The following is a 19103-nucleotide window of genomic DNA, read 5'->3' as shown; positions in this document are numbered from 1 at the left end:
TTCAATCAACAAAAATAAAATTTCGCATTTACTAGCAATAACATTTTTTTATATAAAATTTCGCTTTATAAATAAAAATGGTAATAAATTGACTCAAATATGAAAAATTACAATATTCAGTCTTTTATTTTCGTAAAACGGTTAGTAACTTTTATGAAATCTTCGTTAAGTCTTTCTTTTTCATCGGTGAAGTATGAATTGCTTGTCCAACTAAACCCTCTACTACTTCAAGTAGTCCTTCATTGTATCCCGGATGCGCATAGTGTGGAAAAATAATATCTTCTTCTTTGGCTGCCATTTCAAGCAACTGGACAAAGGAGCCAGACATTTCTACTGCCCCTTCTCCTATCATATGAATGCCTTGTATTATTTCAGTTGTTGAATCTGAAATAACTTTAATAAATCCATCTTTTTTCCCAGTAATTGTTGCATAACCATTACCACCAAGAGCAAATTGGCTAACACGAATATCTATCCCTATATCACGTGCACTTTGTTCCGTTAGCCCCACTGAAACGACTGGTGGAATGGTATGTGCAACAACTGGCATAAATGTCAGATCAACTTCTGTTTGTATTCCAGCAATGGATGCAGCTGCAGCTTTTCCTTGTTTAATAGCTTTTCCAGCGAGCATAGGACCACCAGTTATATCACCAATTGCATATATAGAAGGGATCGATGATTTCATATCTTTGTCAATCTTAATAAATCCTTCTGAGGTAAGTTCAATTCCGAAGCGGATTATTCCTAGCTCCTCCAAATTAGGCTTCCTTATTTCCGAAACAAATAGATGAGATCCACTAATTGTCTCTACTTCATTTCTATCCGATATAAAGGTAATAGAAATATCTTCTTCAGTCTCATGTTTTGCAATGAAATCTACTTCTTTATACATTTTTATTTTTCGCTTTTTAAACAAGCGAGTTAATTCTTTATTTAGAGATTCATCGAAAGGAAGACCTATTTTACCATCTATTAAAATACTGACATGAGCCCCTAATACCGCAAAGCTAGAAGCAATCTCAAGTGCAATATAATCTTGCCCTCTTACAATGAGATGCTCTGGAATCTTATCCATCTTATATATTTCATGCGCCAATAAAACCCTTGGATCTTTCTCTTTCCTAACATCAGGGGTTATCGGGTTACTACCAGTTGCAATAATGAGTTGCTCAAATGTATAAATATCGAATTGATGTCCATTTTCTACTCCGATTTTATCAACAGATAGGAATGTAGCTTTTCCACGTATAATTTCGATTTTATTTTCCTTACACAAACCTTCTACACCTGACCTAAGCTGATTAATAATATTCGATTTATAAGAGCTTAGCTTTTTGAAATCAAAGAGCATTTCTGAACTTCCAATTCCAAGGCTGTTTAGATGAGCGGTTTCTGATAATTTTGATGCTGCATGTGTAAAAACTTTGGAGGGAATACAACCATTATTCAAACAGACCCCCCCCATATCAGCCTGTTCAATTAACGTGACCGTAAGACCAAGCTGTGCAGCCCGTATGGCAGCACTGTAGCCACCTGGCCCTCCCCCAATAACTATAAGATTCCGCTCTTGACTGATTTCTCCAACAACCATTTTATATCAACTCCAACATCAGTTTATGTGGCTGTTCAATCAAACCTGCAAAGCGGTTCGTAAATTCAACTGCCGTAGCGCCATCCGCTACACGGTGGTCAAACGCCATAGAAAATGTCATAATATGGCCAATTACGATTTCATCATGAGAATTGACAATTGGTTGTTTTTTCGTTTTGTGAAAAGCAATCAGAGCGGTTTCAGGATAGTTGATAATTGGGGTAGCTCCTGTACTTCCTAAAGGTCCAACATTACTCACTGTAAAGGTACTATTTTGCATTTCAAATGGTTGTAGTTTACCTGCAATTGCTCTTTCAGTTAACCCTTTGACCTCTTTGTTAATCTGTTTAATTGATTTCTTATCGACATGATGAATAACCGGGACCATTAAACCACTTTCTGTGTTTGTCGCGATACCGATATGATAGTTTTTCTTTAGTAGTATCCTGCTATTTTCTTCATCGAGTTCCGCATTGAATATAGGGAATTCCTTTAATGAAATAACAAGTGCTTTAATAAGAAATGCTGGGACACTGATTGATTCTCCAGATGCTTTCATTTGCTCTTTCAATTCAAGTAAGTTTGTCATATTGACTTCGTCAAAATGAGTGACATGGGGAATTGTAAAGAGTGATTTCGTCATCTTTTCTGCAATCTTTTTGCGAATCCCTTTAAAAGGAATTTCATCGGGTATTTCTTGAGAAAATACTGTTTGCTTTTCATCCTTTACTGATTCCTCAGTTGATTGTATTCCTTTCAAGAATCGAAAAACATCTTCCTCTGTTACTCTTCCAGATGGATCTGTAGCACGGACGTCTTCAATATTAATGTTATTGTCGCGTGCAATTTTGCGTGTGTATGGAGTAGCAAGCACTCGTTTATAAGTCATCGGATGAGCTTTTTCTTCATTGTTATTCGTAGTCTTCCCTTTCATTTCTGAAACTGGATTCATTTCTACATGTAATTTTTGTTCCGTCCGTACAGATTCATCGGATTCAATGTAGAGTAAACTTGTTCCGACCTGTACAACTTCACCTTCATCAATACGAATTTCTTTAACGATGCCTGAGCAAGGAGAAGTAAGTTCAGCAACCATTTTGTCTGTTTGTACTTCTACAAGTGGTTGATCAGTCATAACCGAATCTCCGACCTTCACTAAGTAATGAAGTACTTCTCCTTCGGTCATTCCTTCCCCGACATCATGCAGCTTTACTTCGAGCATTCCATATCCTCCTTAAAAATGAACCACTTTTTCAATTCCCTCAACGACACGTGCCGGTGTTGGTAGATAATGTTCTTCTAATGCAAAGAATGGTACCGGTACGTCAAATCCCGTAATTCGTTCAATTGGAGCTCGTAAATAAAGGAAGGCTGTATCGTTAATAATCGACACGATATCATTACCTAATCCTCCAGTATTTTGAGCTTCATGAATAATAACTGCTCTTGTTGTCTTTTTTACAGAGTTAGCTATTATGTCACGATCAATTGGATACAATGTTCTTAGATCAATAATTTCACAACTAATTCCCTTTTGCGCAGCCAATTCAGCTGCTTTCTCTGCAATCGATATCATTGCTCCCCAAGCAATTAGTGTTACATCCGTACCTTCACGCACAATTTTTCCTTTACCAATTTCCACCGTATATTTTCCAACAGGTACTTCTTCTCTCTTCGAACGATAGTTTTTCATAGGCTCCAAAACCAATACTGGATCAGGATCTTCCATGGCAGCAATTAACAATCCTTTTGCATCGTAAGGATTTGAAGGACAAACGACCTTAATGCCAGGCATATGTGTGAATAAGGTTTCAGTACTATCAGAATGTATCTCGGGTGCGCGTATTCCAGCCCCGTATGGTGCTCGAATAACCATTGGCACTGTAAAACGGGACATCGAACGCATTCGAATTCGTGAGACATGTGTCATGATCTGCTCGTAAGCAGGATAAATAAAACCGAGGAATTGGATTTCTGCAATCGGTCTAAAACCGTTAACCGCAAGACCAATTGACGTTCCGATAATCCCTGCTTCTGAAAGTGGAGTGTCTACTACTCTATCATCACCAAATGTTTCTTGCAGTCCTTCAGTCGCTCGGAATACGCCGCCGTTCTTACCAATATCTTCTCCCAAAATAATGGTTCGATCATCCTCTTCTAACAGGAGTCGCATACCATCATTAATTGCTTGAATTAAAGTCAACTGCTTTGTCGTTTCATTTTTTGTGACTGACTCTTTTATTTGTGCCATTCATTACCGCCTCCTTAGATGTGCAAGGTACGATTCTTTTTGTTCAACAAGTTGGGCTGGCATTTCAGCATATACATGATTAAAAACGTCTTCTAAGTTCGGCGGAGGAAACTTTTCCATTTCTTCAACTGCCGCTTCAACTTCACTGCTCGTTTTATCATTAGTTGCTTGGATCCATTCATCATTCCAATAGCCGTAATTTTTCATAAACAGTTCTAATCTTGTTAATGGGTCAACAAAAACCTCCCCTTGTTTTTCAGGACGGTATTTTGACGGATCATCAGCAGTTGTGTGTGCACCTTTTCGCCAAGTAACTGCTTCTATCAATGTTGGGCCATTTCCAGCACGTGCATTGTCAAAGGCTTTTTTCGTTTCAAAATATACTGCGAAACAATCATTTCCATCGATTCGCACCCCTGGTATACCATAGGCAACTGATTTTTGAGCTATCGTCTCAGAATTCATTTGTTTTTCAATCGGGACTGAAATCGCATATCCATTATTTTGGCTAAAAAAGACAACTGGTACTTTGAATACACTCGCAAAATTCAAACCTTCGTGAAAATCACCTTCCGAAGTTGCACCGTCCCCAAAATAAGCAATTGATGCATTTTGTGTTCCTCTTCTCTTCTCAGCCCAAGCAGCACCTGCCGCATGAGGTAGTTGAGTAGCAATAGGAACAGCGGGCGGGAATATATTTCTATCTTGCGGTGCTACACAGCCCTCTACTCTCCCATTCCAATACAAAAACGTTCTAGCCATACTTTTTCCGAATGTAATTGTCGCACCATGATCTCGATAAGTTGGGAAAACCCAGTCTCCAGCTTTTAATGCGAGTGCGCTACCAACTTGAGCAGCTTCCTGTCCTTCAAAAGGGGCATAAGTACCCAAACGTCCTTGTCGTTGCAAGTTAATCGCTTTTCTATCAAAAGTACGAATTCGTAACATGTGATAGTAAAGTTCTTGAACCAATTGCTCATCTATTTGTTTTTCAAATCCCGTATCAACAAGATATCCTTGATCGTCTATGATTCTTTTTATAGGGTAGTTATCTTCCACTTAACTCGCCTCCCATTAGAATAGTTTGCTAAACGACCATTTTGGTTTCGCTGGTGCTGAGTAAAAGCTATTCCGTTTGCTTCGATCTGCTATTCTTTTTTCACACATTGCATTCGCTGATTCCTCTGTTGTTTTTCCGCTGCTCGCAGCATCTTTATACACTTCCAACATTACATCGTAAATATGTTTCGTTTTTGCAAGTACACGCTCAAGATTTATACCGTACAATTCATCTGCCACTTGAATAAGACCACCAGAATTGACAATGTAATCCGGTGCATACAAAATCCCATTATCTCTCAATAATCTTCCATGTCTATCTTCTAATAATTGATTGTTAGCCGATCCTACAATTGCTTTCACTTTAAAATGAGGAATTGTAGTGTCGTTAATAATTCCTCCAAATGCACATGGAACGAATATATCTGCTTCTTGGGAATAAATATCATCATTTTCAACAAACTGAACTTTGCCAGTTGTTTTTGCAGCTACTTCTTCGATTGCTCGAAGGCTATCTTTATTAATATCTGTTACGAAAATGCGAGCACCAGCTTCCAGAAGTCCTTTTGCAACTTTAAACCCGACCTTACCTAATCCCTGAATCGCATAACTATGTTGACCTAAGTCATCATTTCCATGCAACAATTGATTGGTTGCTTTGATGCCGTACAAAACACCAGCAGCAGTTGGTATAGAAGAATCACCACCTCCACCATATTCTTCTGGAAGTCCGTTAATGAAATTCGTTTCTTTCATTGCATGAATGAAATCATCCATTGTCGTCCCCATATCGGTACCTGTATAAAAACGTCCACCTAGAGAGTTTACAAATTGTCCGAATGCGCGGAATAATTCCGGTGATTTATCTGTTTTAGGATCACCAATAATTACTGCTTTCCCGCCTCCGAAATCGACATCAGCAGCTGCGCATTTATAAGTCATTCCTTTGGAAAGACGAAGAGCATCTTCTAGCGCTTCATCCACACTACTGTATGGTTGCATACGACATCCACCAAGTGCTGGGCCAAGCGTTGTATTATGGATTGCAATAATTGCACGTAATCCAGTAGATGGATCGTTACAAAAAACCACTTGTTCATGTTTCGCCATCTTCTCGAAAAGATCAAATTCTTTTGTTATTGCCATTTTTTCAGCCATTATCACCCTTAATACCCCCTAAGGAATTACTTTCTAGTCTAAAATAGTTTCTTCTTTCTCTGGAAATATGGAAGCATTTCTTAGTTTTTCAGCTATTGTTTTTTTAGGTAAAATAACTTGTTTCACTTCACCTTTACCAATAATACCTAATTGGTTGGATGCCACAATTTTTGTCAGTACTACATTGTCCTGTACATCAACTAAAGTTGCAGTTAGCGTAACTACCGTACCGAGTGGGGAAGGCGCTATATGACTTAGTTTTACGGATGCTCCCATTCCTTCTTCGTGGTCTTCTAAAAATGGAAGAATAATTTTCCTGGAAACCCACTCCATATGATAAGTCATTGTTACCGTTGAATAGACAGGATGAACTATTTTCCCTTCAAAAGATGCAAACATATCATCTGTTACTGATATTTGTATAGTCTCTTCTCTGCCTATTTCCATTCCGCTTCTCATTACAACACCTCTACTTACTATATGCTCGAATCTTCTTAATACTGAATGGTGTTAGGTATTTCTATTCACCATTACACAAATTGTTGTAAACGCTTACATAAACAATTATATTTCATCTAACATAACACTATTACAACGTAATCGTATCAATTTGTAATACGATAGTCAATATAGTAATTAGAAAAATCTATCAATTCAAAATTAACTGATTCACACAAAAAAAGTAGTGAGTAAGGTCCCCACTACTTTTTACAACTCTAGTATTCTCTTAAATTCTTTTGCAGATTTAATCATACGATTTTCTGCTACTTCCACCATGTCGTCAATTAGTTCTTTTACTGTTGGAATATCTTCAATAAGTCCTGCAATTTGTCCACTATTCATAAAACCATTTTCGATATCGCCTTCTAATGCACCTTTAAGATGTTGTTTTTCCGAGGTCAGTTCACTATATTGATCCAGTGTCATCCCTGCTTTATCCAATTCATAGAGCTTCATAGCATAAGATGTCTTTAAGATTCTTCTCAGTCTTCCTACACTTCGACCGACAATCAATGTTTCCGTGTCACTGGCCTTCAATAAGTTTTCCTTATAAACATCGTGAAAAGGTGCTTCCTTTGTTGCGATTAAACGCGTACCGATTTGGACACCGCTTGCACCAAGCATAATTGCAGCTGCCAATCCTTTGCCATCCCCAATTCCTCCAGCTGCAAGTACGGGAATGTTAACGTGTTTCACAATTTGCGGAATGAGTGTGAAAGTAGTTAGTTCTAAGTTTGAGTTTATACCAGCAGCTTCAAACCCTTCTGCCACGAGTATGTCTGCCCCAGCAGCTTCCGCTTTCTGTGCATGTTTTACAGAAGCTACTAGAGCTATTACTATTACTCCATGTTCATGCAGTAGAGGAATATATGGTGCTGGGTTTCCCGCTGATAACGAAATAATTGGTACTTTATGTTTGATAACAAGATCAATTAATTCATCTGTAAAAGGTGTGATACTAATTGCAATGTTTATAGCGAAGTTCTTATTTGTTAGCGCTTTTGTTTCTAAAATTATGTTCTCTACTTCCTTTGGAGTCATTGTTCCGCACCCGATCGTGCCAAGGGCCCCTGCTTCTGAGACAGCTGCAGCAAGCTTTGCATTGCTAATATTCCCCATACCTCCTTGAATAATCGGATAGGTTATTTGCAACTTTTCACAAATATATATCATTTTTTATCCACCCCTATAAAAATATGTTATAGTAAAATCAATAGAATGACAATTGAGATTATTTGAAAAATGGGGGTAAATTTATGATTATCACTTTTAAAGGGAAAAAACCTGCGTTAGATCCTACTGTTTTTGTAGCTCCAGGTGCAAAAGTTATCGGAGAGGTCCAAGTTGGAGAAGAATCTACTATATGGTTTAATACAGTTCTGCGAGGAGATGAAGGTTTAATTTCAATTGGTAAAAGATGCAGTATCCAAGATAATTCGACCATTCATTTATATGAAGATGCGCCAGTTGTAATAGAAGACGAAGTTACTGTTGGACATAATGTCATCCTTCATGGATGTAAGGTTGGAAAACGCTCTATTATTGGAATGGGATCAACAATTCTAGATCATGCTGAAATTGGAGAAGAGTGCATTATTGGTGCTAATACGTTAATTCCGCCTGGAAAGAAAATTCCTCCACGCTCACTAGTCGTCGGTTCACCAGGGAAGGTAGTGCGAGAATTAAACGAAAAAGATTTTGATATTATTCAGCTTTCCATTGATACGTATGTTCAAAAAGGATACGATTATCGAGAAATTTTTGAAAAAGAAGAATAGTAAGTACAAAAAGAGAAAGAAAAACCTGACATCGAGCATCCTTCTATTTGGAGATATACGCTGAGGGCACTAAAAAGTTCCTATAATTAACTTTGCCACATGGGGTTTCTCAGAAACCCAATAAATAAGAAAATCGTTGATACGGCTCCCTTTCCGCGGGCGTTGCCTCAGCATCCTAGGCCAACACGATGTTGGTCATGCAATCGTTGCCGCAGGATGCGGCGAACTTAGATTGCCTTCCCCTCAACTGTGGGGTCTTCGACTAACTCTAATCCCGCAAGAGTGTCGCCTTTTTCAACGATTTTCTAGAATTAAATAAGTAGAGTGAGGGGAATTCTAGAACTTCCCCTCACTCTACTTTTCTAGTTTTTTTGACAAGTCCATCTCGCTTTTTTAATTATAGATACTAAATAATGGTGGTGCCCCGAATGTGATTAGCAAGAGATAATTACGATTGATCAAATAGAACAGCTGATCATTTGAATCGAAAATTAAAATAATGTATGCATAATAAATCAAAAGGTTTTGGAAATGTCCAACATTCCCAAAACCTTTTGATTTTCTGATACTATATTTCGATATGTGTTTACAAACAAAAAATGTAAGTATTTTTCTATTCACCAAAAACGTTAGTCCATAAGAAGTGGATGATCATCTGCATCATATGCTTTGTCCTTACGACGCATATCATTATCTTCTTGGAATACTTCTTCGAAAAAATGGTTTGCTGGCTGTGCGAGCAATTTATAATATTGCTCAAATAAAAGAGCTGCATGGTTCCCACTCCATATTTCTGGTAACAGTTCCTTCGGAAGACCAGGATCAGAAAATAGAAACTTACGGTATTCATGTACAAGGTTTGTTCGTTCAACAAAACATTCTGCATCCGACATTCTTCCATCGTTCATCATGCTCTGATGGATTATATATTGTTTGCTGTAGGTAGAGATAAAATCTTGATATTTTCCTTCAATTTCTTGAAGCGGCCAACTTTTTTCAACAAGAGCTCTGTTTGCTTGAGGACCTTTGTATTCTGCTACGAAAAAATCTACATAATTTTGTATACCATATTTTTCTATAAGAAATTCAACTTCTTTTTCAAGATTGTTCGGTGAGATCCAGCATCCACTAGAAAAACTGCCGAATCCACTCCATAAAAGCTCTTTTCGTAGTTCATCTCGAACTTGTCTTTTTTCTTCTGGAATCGTATACATTAGCATACGCCATTTTCCATCCCAGTCGTTTGGCATTAATTTGAAAATTCGAATGGCAGCTTCTTCCATCCGAACTTCCCCGCGAGTCGTCAAAAAGTAATAACTTTTATTCCCTTCCTTCTCGGACTCGAGCCAACCTTGTTTCATCATTCTTGAAACTGCTACTCGTACCGACTGTTCATTATGTCCAAACTCTTTTAACAGTCGGATTAAGCTTCCAATCCATATTTTATTTCCGTAATGACGGATATAATCACCGTAAATTGTAAATATCATTGATTGTGTATTCGACATGTAAACTCACTCTTTCTTTTTCCCTGATTACCAATATAACACGTTTCTTCCCTTCTTTCATTATTTTGTTATTAGAGTTTACTAATTATTTCCCTAAAAAGACTGGTTTCCTTTTCTCACTGAATGCAAGTAACGCTTCTAAGCGATCCTCAGTTGGGATTGTTAATTCGTATGCCTTAGACTCAATTGCAAGCCCTGTATGCAAGTCGGTATTCATTCCTTGTGTAATTGCATACTTCGCTTGTTTAATTGCTACAGGACCATTTTTCATTATTTCATTTGCTAGTTGTTCACAAGACTTCAGAAGATTTTCTATTTGGACTACTTTTAATACCACTCCAAGCTGGACTCCTTCTTCTGCCGTGAATTTTCTTGCAGTGAAAATCAGCTCTTTCGCTCTCATTTCCCCTACTAATCTTGGTAATCTTTGCGTCCCACCTGCTCCTGGTATGATTGCCCAGCTTGTTTCAGTTAGACCCATTTTCACTCCTTCAGCTGCAATGGAAAAATCACACGCAATCATTAGCTCGAAGCCTCCGCCAAATGCATACCCATTGACTGCAGCTATAGTTGGCTGTGGCAGATTTGCGATACTGTTGAACACATCTCGTATCGCTTTCACGTTTCTTCTAACTTCTGATTCTTTTAATGTTTTCCGCTCTTTCAAATCGGCACCAGCACTAAAAGATCTATCCCCTGCTCCAGTAAATATAATCACTTTCACTTCCGGATTAATTGAGATAGCATCTACTACTTGTTGAAGCTGATGCAATGTATCGTAATTAAAACAGTTCAGAGCTTCTTCTCGATTAATGGTGATATATGCAATGTTGTTTTCTTTTCTTAATAAAATATTCGTCATTATGACATCTCCTATTCGAACAACTATAGTGAATTACTCCTGTCGCTTTGTTTTTGTTCCAAGAACAATCTATTGTATTGGTTATAAAAATGCCCTTCTCTCGTCGTTACTCTTCTTTTAAAGAGCTTTGACGCTTGAAGGACAGCAAAATGGTAGTACCTACTCTGATACATTCTCAAATATAGTTGCAATCCCTTGACCGACACCGATACACATTGTCGCCATTCCGAATTGAACATTTCTTTTCTTCATTTCATATAAAAGTGTCGTTACTATTCGAGCACCACTCGCACCTAGAGGGTGTCCAAAAGCTATTGCTCCTCCATTGACATTCACTTTTTCACTTTCTAATTCTAGTTGGCGAATGCACTCCAGAGATTGTGAAGCAAAAGCTTCATTCAATTCTACAAGACCAAGGTCAGTTGTTTTCAACCCTGCACGTTGTAGTGCTTTTTTTGAAGCGAAAATAGGACCAAGTCCCATAACAGCTGGTTCAAGTCCTGCTGTTGCGCCTGTAACATATTTTGCTAATGGCTTCACATTCAATTCTTTTGCTTTTTCCGCACTCATAAGAAGTAAGGCAGATGCACCGTCATTGACTCCCGAAGCATTACCTGGTGTAACCGTACCACCTTCAAGTAATGGTTTTAATTTCCCAAGCTGATGTAACGTTGTATTTGGTCTTGGATGTTCATCTTGGTCGACAATGATTTCATTCCCTTTACGGTCCTTATACATAACCGGAACGATTTCTTCCGCAAATCGATTTTCTGCCATAGCTTTTTTAGCACGTTGCTGGCTCTCGAATGCAAATAAATCCTGATCCTCACGCGTTATATGAAATCGCTTTGCAACATTTTCGGCAGTTTCTGGCATCGTATCTACACCGTACATCTCTTTCAGTTTTTTATTTGTAAAACGCCACCCGATTGTTGTATCTTGCAGTTCCATATTTCCTCGTGGGAACTCTCTATCTGGCTTTGCCATGACAAACGGTGCTCGCGTCATGCTTTCAGTGCCACCAGCGATGTAAATATCGCCTTCGCCAACTGATATTGCTCTTGCAGCGTACATAACAGCGTCAAGTCCAGAACCACACAGACGGTTTATAGTTGTTCCTGCTACTTCGACAGGTAGGCCAGCTAACAATGCCGACATTCTTGCAACGTTGCGGTTATCTTCACCTGCTTGGTTTGCATTTCCGAAAACAACTTCTTCAATTTCCTTTACGGGGAGGTTCGGATTACGTTCAACAAGTGCTTTAATAACAATAGCTCCTAAATCATCTGGTCGAACTTCTCTTAGTGATCCGTTATATCTTCCGATTGGCGTTCGGACAGCATCTACTATGACTACTTCTCTCATTTCGAAACCAACTCTTCATCAATAGAATAGTCGTATACACCTTTTCCACTCTTTCGTCCTAGACGCCCTGCTTTGACATATTGTTCTAAAAGAGGTGCAGGACGATACTTTTCCCCAAGCTTTTCATGTAAATATTTCAAATTATTTAATCTTGTATCAAGTCCTACTAAATCTACTAATTCGAATGGTCCCATTGGGTAATTTAATCCTAGCTTAATCGCTTTATCAATTTCTTCTGGTGTACCTAACCCTTCTTGAAGCATGTAAAACGCTTCGTTACCAACAAGTGCGCTAATTCGGCTCGTTACGAACCCTGGAAATTCATTAATGACAACAGTTTCTTTTCCCATTTTTATAGCTACTTCTTTAATTCTTTCTGCCGTTTCATCACTTGTTTCCAACCCTCGTACAATTTCGACTAAAGGCATTTTATGTACAGGATTAAAAAAATGCATCGCAATTGTTTTTTCTGGTCGTTTTCCAAAAGAAGCGATTTCTGTTGGGCTCATCGTCGAAGTATTTGTAGCAAAATAGCAATGAGAAGGAGCATGTTCTTCTATCGTTTCAAACACTTCTTTTTTAATAGTTGTTATTTCAGGTACAGCTTCAATAATTAAATCAGCAGTACTTACTGCTTTTGAAAGATCGCTTTCATAGCTTAAATTAAGTCTTGCTTGTTCAACCTGTACCGATGTAATCTTTCCGTGCACAAGTCCTTTTTCAAACATGCTATCTATATCTTTCTTCGCGTTTAGTAATGCAGAATTATGATTGTCGACAACTGTCACTGCATAGCCACCAACTGCTCCTACATAAGCAATCCCTCTTCCCATAATACCTGCACCTATGATAACAATATGGTTGATCATTATTCTACTCCCCTTATGTTAATGAAAGAATACGGACAGGGTTTGAATTTTTCCCTGTCCGTATTTTCAGTTTATTTTTACAGTCCGAATGGATTCAGTGGTCGACTGCCGTAGTAAGATAAAATGCTTTTCGTTTCCGTATAGAGGTCTAGCGTTTCAATACATAGCTCACGTCCGAACCCTGATTGCTTATATCCGCCAAATGGTGTCCCAGGAAATGCTGAGAATGGACAGTTTACCATTACAATGCCTGCTTGGATCTGATTTGCAACACGCGTCGCACGTGCACCATCTTTTGACCAAATGGCTGAGCCTAACCCGAACTCTGTATCGTTTGCAAGTCGGATTGCTTCTTTTTCATCTTTAAATTTCATTAATACAACAACTGGACCAAAAATTTCTTCTTTTACAACTGTCATATCGTGATTTACATTTGCAATAATCGTTGGCTCATACCAGAATCCGTTTTCGTATCCATTTGGTTTCGAAACATTTCCACCAACAAGAATTTCTGCTCCTTCTTTCCGAGCTGATTGTACATAACTATCGATTGTATCAAGTTGAACTTGATCGATAATTGCACCAACATGTGTTCCTTTATCAAATGGGTTGCCTAGCTGTAATTTTTTCGTTTTTTCAACAAACTTATTCAAAAATTCATCGTAAATATCCTCATGTACATACAAACGAGATCGAGCTTCACATGATTGACCTGAATTATAGAAAATACCAAACAGTGAACCATCTACTGCAGCGTCAATATCTGCATCTTCAAATACAAGATTAGGAGATTTTCCACCCAGCTCCAGTGTTACACGTTTTAGCGATTGAGATGCTTTCCCCATAATGTCTTTACCGATAGGCGTTGAGCCAGTGAAAGCTACTTTATCCACTTGAGGATGCTCCACTAAAAAGTTACCAATATCAGATCCAGAACCTGGAAGGATGTTCACCACACCCGCAGGAACACCTGCTTCAAGACAAATTTCTCCCAAGATTATTGCTGTTAATGGTGTGTGGGAAGCTGGCTTTACAATTACCGAGCAACCTACTGCAATAGCCGGCGCCACTTTCCAAGCAGCCATCATAAGTGGATAGTTCCACGGAATGATTTGTGCACAAACTCCAACTGGCTCTTTCTCTGTATAGTTATGGAATTGGCCAGGAACATTGTTAACGACTCCTCGGTGACCAACAATTGCACCCGCATAAAACTCAAAATCTTCAATCGCTTGAGAAACTTGACCTTGCGCTGCATGAAGCGTTTTACCAGTATCGAGAATTTCCAATTCAACTAGCTCATTAAAACGAGAACGCATTATTGCAGCGATTTTGTTCAATACTTGCGCTCGGCGACCAACCGGATACATTTTCCATTTACCATTGTCAAATGCATCTCGAGCACTTGCAACGGCTTTTTCAACATCTTCTTTAGACGCTTTTGCAACTTCCGCAACTAGCTCACCTGTTGCTGGATTGTAAGTTTTAATCGTTTCACCTGTACTACTTTTTATTTTTTCTCCGTTAACAATCAAATGATAAAACGATCGTTTCATTGCCTCTTGCTCGATATCATTATCCCGAATAGTTGTCATGTGCTCAGCTCTCCCTATTGTCCTGAAAAAACAGGTTTTCTTTTTTCCATAAATGCATGTATACCTTCGCGGTGATCAATTGTTAAACCAGCAATCCGTTGTCCTTGTGCTTCTTGCTCAAGATAGTCTTCAAAAGTAAGCTCTGTAGCGAATCTCAATGATCGTTTAATCAAACCAATCGCCTTTGTTGGTAAAGTAGAAAGATTTGCTGCAAATGCCGACACCTCTTCATCCCATAAATCTAACGGAATAAGTTTATTCGCTAGACCTAATGAGACTGCATCAGTAGCCGATACCTTTTCTCCAAGAATGGATAATTCCAAAGCTTTAGCATGACCGACTAACTTGGTTAAATAATACAGATTACCCGAGTCTGGAATGAGGCCAACATGTATGAAAGCATTCAAAAAACTGGCGCGTTCCGATACAATTCTAAAGTCACAAGCAAGTGCTAAGCTGAACCCTGCACCAGCCGCAACTCCATTTACTGCTGCGACAATCGGTTTTTCACATTGTCTAATTTGCTTTATCATCGGTCCATAGTGATCTCTTAAAACTTGGCCATGATCCATATTCTCATCGACTTCTGCCAAATCTTGTCCAGAACAAAAAGCCCTTCCTTCACCTGAAATGACTATGCAGCGAACTTGTTCATCGAATGTAGCAGCTTTGATCGCATCTTTTACTTCTCGGTTCATTTGTGCGGTAAATGCATTTAATTTGTCAGGTCTATTTAAATAAAGCCATGCAATTCCATCTCTGACATCATAACGAATCGTTTCGAACATGCAACGACCTCCTTACTTCCCTTTGTAATTCGGTTTTCTTTTTTCAACAAATGCGTTCATACCTTCTTTTTGATCTTGCGAAGCGAAAAGTAGATAGAAGTTTTTTCTCTCATATTGCATTCCTTCATATAAAGGATAATCTACAGCTTTATTAACCGAATCTTTTATAAGCCGCAATGATAGAAGGGGTTGATTAGCAAGACGGTCTGCCAGTTTCATCGTTTCCTCCATTAATAGTTCAGGTGCAACGATTTTATTAATAACTCCATGTTTGAGAGCTGTTTCTGCAGAAATACGCTCCCCAGTCCAGAGCCACTCGAGTGCTTTCGTACGACCCACAAGTTTCGTTAACCTTTGTGTTCCTCCTGCACCTGGCATTACGCCAAGACCTACTTCTGGAAATGAAAATTCAGTACCGATACTAGCGATTAATAGATCACAGCAAAGGGCAAGCTCAAATCCACCACCGAAGACAAACCCTTTTAACGCACCGAGTATAGGCTTTTTAATGAGCGCAAAACGGTCCCAATCAGCAAATTGATTTAGTTGTTCTAGGCTTACTGGATTATCATCCATCATTTCGTCAATGTCGGCACCTGCGGAAAAAGACCGTCCTTTACCAGTAAGCACTATTACACGAACGTTTTCATCCCGGTCAAATTCCTCCATCGCTACGACAATTTCATTGACCATTTTTCGATTTAATGAGTTAAACTGTCGAGGTCGATTCAGCTCAATAATTGCTATGTTTTTCATTAAAGTTGTTTCAATGAATTCGAAACGATTCATTACGCTTCCTCACCAATCATTAATGTGACAAGATCACCTGCAAATCCCATTAAGTCTTTACCAGAAGCTCTTCCTTCCGGTGAACGTAAGCCCTCCTGCAGTGCATCCAAACTATCATAATGCATTTCACATGTGAGATAGTATTTTCCATCTCCACCCATTGGAGATCCTGTTACTTTCGTCACTTTCATCTCACGAAGTCCTGGAATCTTCGCTGTTAGTGGAGCATGCACGTTGAAATAATGTGCATCAAAAGCCTCTTTGTTTTCAGGGTGTTTGTACAACGCGATTAACTTTGCCATTTTTCTTCTCCTCGCTTTACATTAATGTAGAAACAGGTTTCATAGCTTCAAATACGTTTTTACAACTCTTACAGTACAAAATGCTTCTGCATGCAGTCGGACCGAAAATATTTTCCATCGTGACATACGTAGATCCGCAATAAGCACAATCAATATGCCATGAACCGTCCGCTTCAATTTGTCTTGGTGGTGGTGCAATTCCAAACTTCCTAAGATTCACATGTCCTCGTTCCGTTATTCGATCTGATGTCCACGGTGGGTGAAAGACGAATTCCACTTGGACATCTTTTACTTCCGCTAATTCTTTTACAGCATTGATCGTATTCTTTTTAATAATTTCGAGTGCTGGACATCCTAAAAAAGTAGGGAGCAAAACTACCTTTACGTTATTTTCTTCTGTAGTGACTTCCCCCACCATACCTAGGTCCATAATGCTAATGGAATCCATTTCCGGATCTTTTACCCCTTCAAGTACTTCATATACGCGCTGAGGAGAAATTTCTATGGATGCTTCCATGCAAGTCACCTCTTTCCATTTTCGAAAATTACCAAGTTGCTATTGGATCGAATTTGTAAACTTCTGAAAGTGTGTGTAGTGCTTCTACCAAGTCTTGCGTATGTTCACCGTTTCGTCCGTTTTTTGTAGGCTTATCCGATATCTTTGGAACTTCCATTTTAAGCGCCGCAAATACTGGTTCGATACTTGCTTTCCATTTATCTCTCAAACTCTCTTCACTACTTATTAATTTACTTTTTTCAATTAGTAATTTTTCGTTTCCATAAGAGAATACATCACCAAAATCATCCATTACTTTTTTGATAGCTTCTTCCATTTTCTTTTTCGCTACATCTGTAGAGCTAAGTAATTGCTTAAACCACGTTTCCCAGTGTAGCCTGTGATAATAAAGCTCCATTCTCACTTTTACTGCAGTATCTGCAAGTGGACTGTACGAGCTTTCACATAAAGAAGTGATTTTTATCTTTTTCGCCTGTGTGTAAAAATAACTTCTGACAACTTGATAAGCCCAATCATATGAGGGGGTTTCCATATAATAACCTTCACCATTCACTCGCTCCATCAAAACGCTGTTTTTTCTTTCCAGTGCAGGACGTGAATGGGCAAGATCATCTGCATTTCCTACTCCTAAATCTTCGAGTAGTTTATAGAACATCGCTGCATGCCCCATGCTGTCTTGGCTAATGGAAGAAGAAGCGACGTCTTCTTCAATATGGGGAGCGAGTCCGAGCCATTCAGATCCACGATAGGCGTACAAGAAATCATCATCGGCAAGCTGGAATAATAAACTTGTTAATGCTTCTTTATACTCCTGGCTCATGACTGTTTCATTTTCATTCATTTACGCTCTCCTCCCCATGATAGAATCTCTTTTTCATCCAATATTTGCTGCTCGTACTGGCGCCACTTTTTCTTTAAGTAACCATAACCTTTTGTTGTCCGATAATCTTTATTGTCAAGTCTGCCAAGCGTCATCTTCTCTTCTACATCCATCTTTCGAATATTCTTTCGATTCACAATCCAAATGTCAGCAACCGGTTCACGTCTCATGAAGTTTTCCTGTGCCAAAATAAATGCCATATCTTCATTTGGTGCTAATAAGCTAAATTGATGTTGGAAAGCAGAGCTTGGCGTTCGCTTGCTAAATACTTCATATTCTTGATAAAATGTTTTCTCTTCGGCCATTTATTCTGCCTCCTTTCGCTAGGTGGCTTTCACGCTCAGCGCATCACGCACCCATGCATTATTTTCGTAAGATGACCTTCGTAAATTCAGACGTGCATGTGAACGTGGTCCTCCGTTTTTTATGATTTTCTTAAATTCATTCCAATCTGGCTGTTTATAAGACCAAAGCTTACTCTCTTCATCAAAACGGAGTGTCGGATCCGGAATGGTCAAACCAAGAGATAAAATACGCGGAATGTATTTATCAAAAAAAAGTTGTCTAAATTCTTCGTTTGTCTTAGTACGAATTTTATATTTTATCGTCAAGTCTTGTTTCGACGATCCTGTCGTCTCTTTGCTTGCCGGTCCAAAGAACATGAGCAGAGCTTCCCACCAGCGATTGAGAGATTCCTGAATCATCGCCTTTTGTACATCTGTACCTTCAGCGAGCGCCATGATAATTGATTCACCATGTTGAGCATGAAACACCTCTTCTGCACAAATTCGCTGTAGTGCTCTTGCATACGGTCCGTAAGAAGCCCCAAGCATATTTGTTTGTGTAATAATAGCAGCTCCATCAACGAGCCAACCAATAATTCCAGCGTCCGCCCAAGTTTTCGTTTCCATATGGAAAACGTTATGGAATTTCAAATCTCCATTAAATAAGTCTTGCATTATATCTCCACGGTTTTTTCCATAAGGAACTAGTAAGTCTTCCGTTACCCGCAAAAGCAACTGGCCGTGACCCATTTCATCTTGCACTTTTGCCATAATGCCTAGCTTTCTATTTAACGAAGGAGCTTTAGGTACCCATTCTTTTTCAGGAAGTGCCCCCATTATTTCACTAATGCCATGCATTGAAATCAATCTAATCAATGTCAGTCTGTATTCTTCTGGCATCCAATCATCTGCTTCAATCTTGTCGCCACGTTCAATTCGCTGCATGAAATGAGCCAATTGTTCTTCTTCCGCCGCATTTTGCAAATTGGTCATATCTAACCCC

Annotated in this window: 20 protein-coding genes; 1 reads left to right on the top strand and 19 read right to left on the bottom strand. The window is 38.9% G+C overall.

All coding sequences use genetic code 11. The annotated features are described in order from the left end of the window. Window positions 1-151: 151 nt before the first annotated feature. The 7 genes from P2Q73_RS09190 to P2Q73_RS09160 all read right to left on the bottom strand — a co-directional run bounded on the left by P2Q73_RS09190 (window position 152) and on the right by P2Q73_RS09160 (window position 7736). Window positions 152-1594, bottom strand: a complete 1443-nt coding sequence (locus tag P2Q73_RS09190) for a dihydrolipoyl dehydrogenase family protein (RefSeq protein ID WP_275786177.1) — start codon at window positions 1592-1594, stop codon at window positions 152-154. Window position 1595: 1 nt separating this feature from the next. Then, window positions 1596-2816 (bottom strand): dihydrolipoamide acetyltransferase family protein, encoded by a 1221-nt coding sequence (locus P2Q73_RS09185; RefSeq protein WP_275786174.1) that lies wholly within the window; start codon window positions 2814-2816, stop codon window positions 1596-1598. A 12-nt stretch (window positions 2817-2828) separates the two neighbouring features. Beyond that, window positions 2829-3845, bottom strand: a complete 1017-nt coding sequence (locus tag P2Q73_RS09180) for an alpha-ketoacid dehydrogenase subunit beta (protein ID WP_275786171.1) — start codon at window positions 3843-3845, stop codon at window positions 2829-2831. Between the two features lie 3 nt (window positions 3846-3848). Then, window positions 3849-4904, bottom strand: coding sequence for a pyruvate dehydrogenase (acetyl-transferring) E1 component subunit alpha (pdhA, locus tag P2Q73_RS09175; protein WP_275786168.1), 1056 nt, complete (start codon window positions 4902-4904; stop codon window positions 3849-3851). A gap of 15 nt (window positions 4905-4919) precedes the next feature. Next, a complete protein-coding gene (locus P2Q73_RS09170; protein WP_481747153.1) occupies window positions 4920-6062 on the bottom strand; it encodes a Leu/Phe/Val dehydrogenase in 1143 nt (380 codons plus the stop codon). A gap of 33 nt (window positions 6063-6095) precedes the next feature. After that, the gene (locus P2Q73_RS09165) at window positions 6096-6521 is read right to left on the bottom strand and encodes a thioesterase family protein (protein ID WP_056832158.1); all 426 of its coding nucleotides are present in this window, start codon (window positions 6519-6521) and stop codon (window positions 6096-6098) included. Window positions 6522-6770: 249 nt separating this feature from the next. Beyond that, window positions 6771-7736, bottom strand: coding sequence for an NAD(P)H-dependent flavin oxidoreductase (locus P2Q73_RS09160; protein WP_056832156.1), 966 nt, complete (start codon window positions 7734-7736; stop codon window positions 6771-6773). A gap of 83 nt (window positions 7737-7819) precedes the next feature. Here P2Q73_RS09160 and P2Q73_RS09155 point away from each other — a divergent pair, with 83 nt between their 5' ends. Next, window positions 7820-8341: a gamma carbonic anhydrase family protein gene (locus tag P2Q73_RS09155; RefSeq protein ID WP_053589231.1), complete on the top strand. Its 522-nt coding sequence runs from the start codon at window positions 7820-7822 to the stop codon at window positions 8339-8341. A gap of 629 nt (window positions 8342-8970) precedes the next feature. Here the strand turns inward: P2Q73_RS09155 and paaX are convergent. The 12 genes from paaX to paaA form a co-directional block, all read right to left on the bottom strand. Further along, the gene (gene paaX, locus P2Q73_RS09150) at window positions 8971-9849 is read right to left on the bottom strand and encodes a phenylacetic acid degradation operon negative regulatory protein PaaX (protein WP_056832152.1); all 879 of its coding nucleotides are present in this window, start codon (window positions 9847-9849) and stop codon (window positions 8971-8973) included. Between the two features lie 85 nt (window positions 9850-9934). Then, window positions 9935-10711, bottom strand: coding sequence for an enoyl-CoA hydratase-related protein (locus P2Q73_RS09145; protein WP_275786157.1), 777 nt, complete (start codon window positions 10709-10711; stop codon window positions 9935-9937). Between the two features lie 159 nt (window positions 10712-10870). Continuing rightward, window positions 10871-12076: an acetyl-CoA C-acyltransferase gene (locus tag P2Q73_RS09140; protein WP_275786154.1), complete on the bottom strand. Its 1206-nt coding sequence runs from the start codon at window positions 12074-12076 to the stop codon at window positions 10871-10873. Next, entirely contained in the window at window positions 12073-12945 is an 873-nt protein-coding gene (locus P2Q73_RS09135) for a 3-hydroxyacyl-CoA dehydrogenase (protein WP_275786151.1), read from the bottom strand. The genes P2Q73_RS09140 and P2Q73_RS09135 overlap by 4 nt, the downstream gene beginning before the upstream one ends. Before the next feature lie 77 nt (window positions 12946-13022). Then, window positions 13023-14540 (bottom strand): aldehyde dehydrogenase family protein, encoded by a 1518-nt coding sequence (locus P2Q73_RS09130; RefSeq protein WP_056832144.1) that lies wholly within the window; start codon window positions 14538-14540, stop codon window positions 13023-13025. A 14-nt stretch (window positions 14541-14554) separates the two neighbouring features. After that, the gene (locus P2Q73_RS09125; RefSeq protein WP_275786148.1) at window positions 14555-15328 is read right to left on the bottom strand and encodes an enoyl-CoA hydratase-related protein; all 774 of its coding nucleotides are present in this window, start codon (window positions 15326-15328) and stop codon (window positions 14555-14557) included. A 12-nt stretch (window positions 15329-15340) separates the two neighbouring features. After that, window positions 15341-16117, bottom strand: a complete 777-nt coding sequence (locus tag P2Q73_RS09120) for an enoyl-CoA hydratase/isomerase family protein (protein ID WP_275786145.1) — start codon at window positions 16115-16117, stop codon at window positions 15341-15343. Next, window positions 16117-16419, bottom strand: coding sequence for an EthD family reductase (locus P2Q73_RS09115; protein ID WP_056832140.1), 303 nt, complete (start codon window positions 16417-16419; stop codon window positions 16117-16119). Before P2Q73_RS09115 ends, P2Q73_RS09120 begins: the two co-directional genes overlap by 1 nt. Before the next feature lie 16 nt (window positions 16420-16435). Then, window positions 16436-16936, bottom strand: coding sequence for a 1,2-phenylacetyl-CoA epoxidase subunit PaaD (gene paaD, locus P2Q73_RS09110; RefSeq protein WP_275786143.1), 501 nt, complete (start codon window positions 16934-16936; stop codon window positions 16436-16438). 28 nt (window positions 16937-16964) lie between these two features. Further along, window positions 16965-17777 (bottom strand): 1,2-phenylacetyl-CoA epoxidase subunit PaaC, encoded by an 813-nt coding sequence (paaC, locus tag P2Q73_RS09105; protein WP_275786141.1) that lies wholly within the window; start codon window positions 17775-17777, stop codon window positions 16965-16967. Then, a complete protein-coding gene (paaB, locus tag P2Q73_RS09100; RefSeq protein WP_056832136.1) occupies window positions 17774-18121 on the bottom strand; it encodes a 1,2-phenylacetyl-CoA epoxidase subunit PaaB in 348 nt (115 codons plus the stop codon). Before paaB ends, paaC begins: the two co-directional genes overlap by 4 nt. An 18-nt stretch (window positions 18122-18139) precedes the next feature. Next, window positions 18140-19093, bottom strand: a complete 954-nt coding sequence (gene paaA, locus P2Q73_RS09095) for a 1,2-phenylacetyl-CoA epoxidase subunit PaaA (protein ID WP_275786137.1) — start codon at window positions 19091-19093, stop codon at window positions 18140-18142. Between the last annotated feature and the right edge of the window lie 10 nt (window positions 19094-19103).

This window comes from Bacillus sp. Cr_A10 (assembly GCF_029222665.1).
Lineage (GTDB): Bacteria > Bacillota > Bacilli > Bacillales_A > Planococcaceae > Psychrobacillus.
This window is presented reverse-complemented; position numbering and strand designations above follow the sequence as displayed.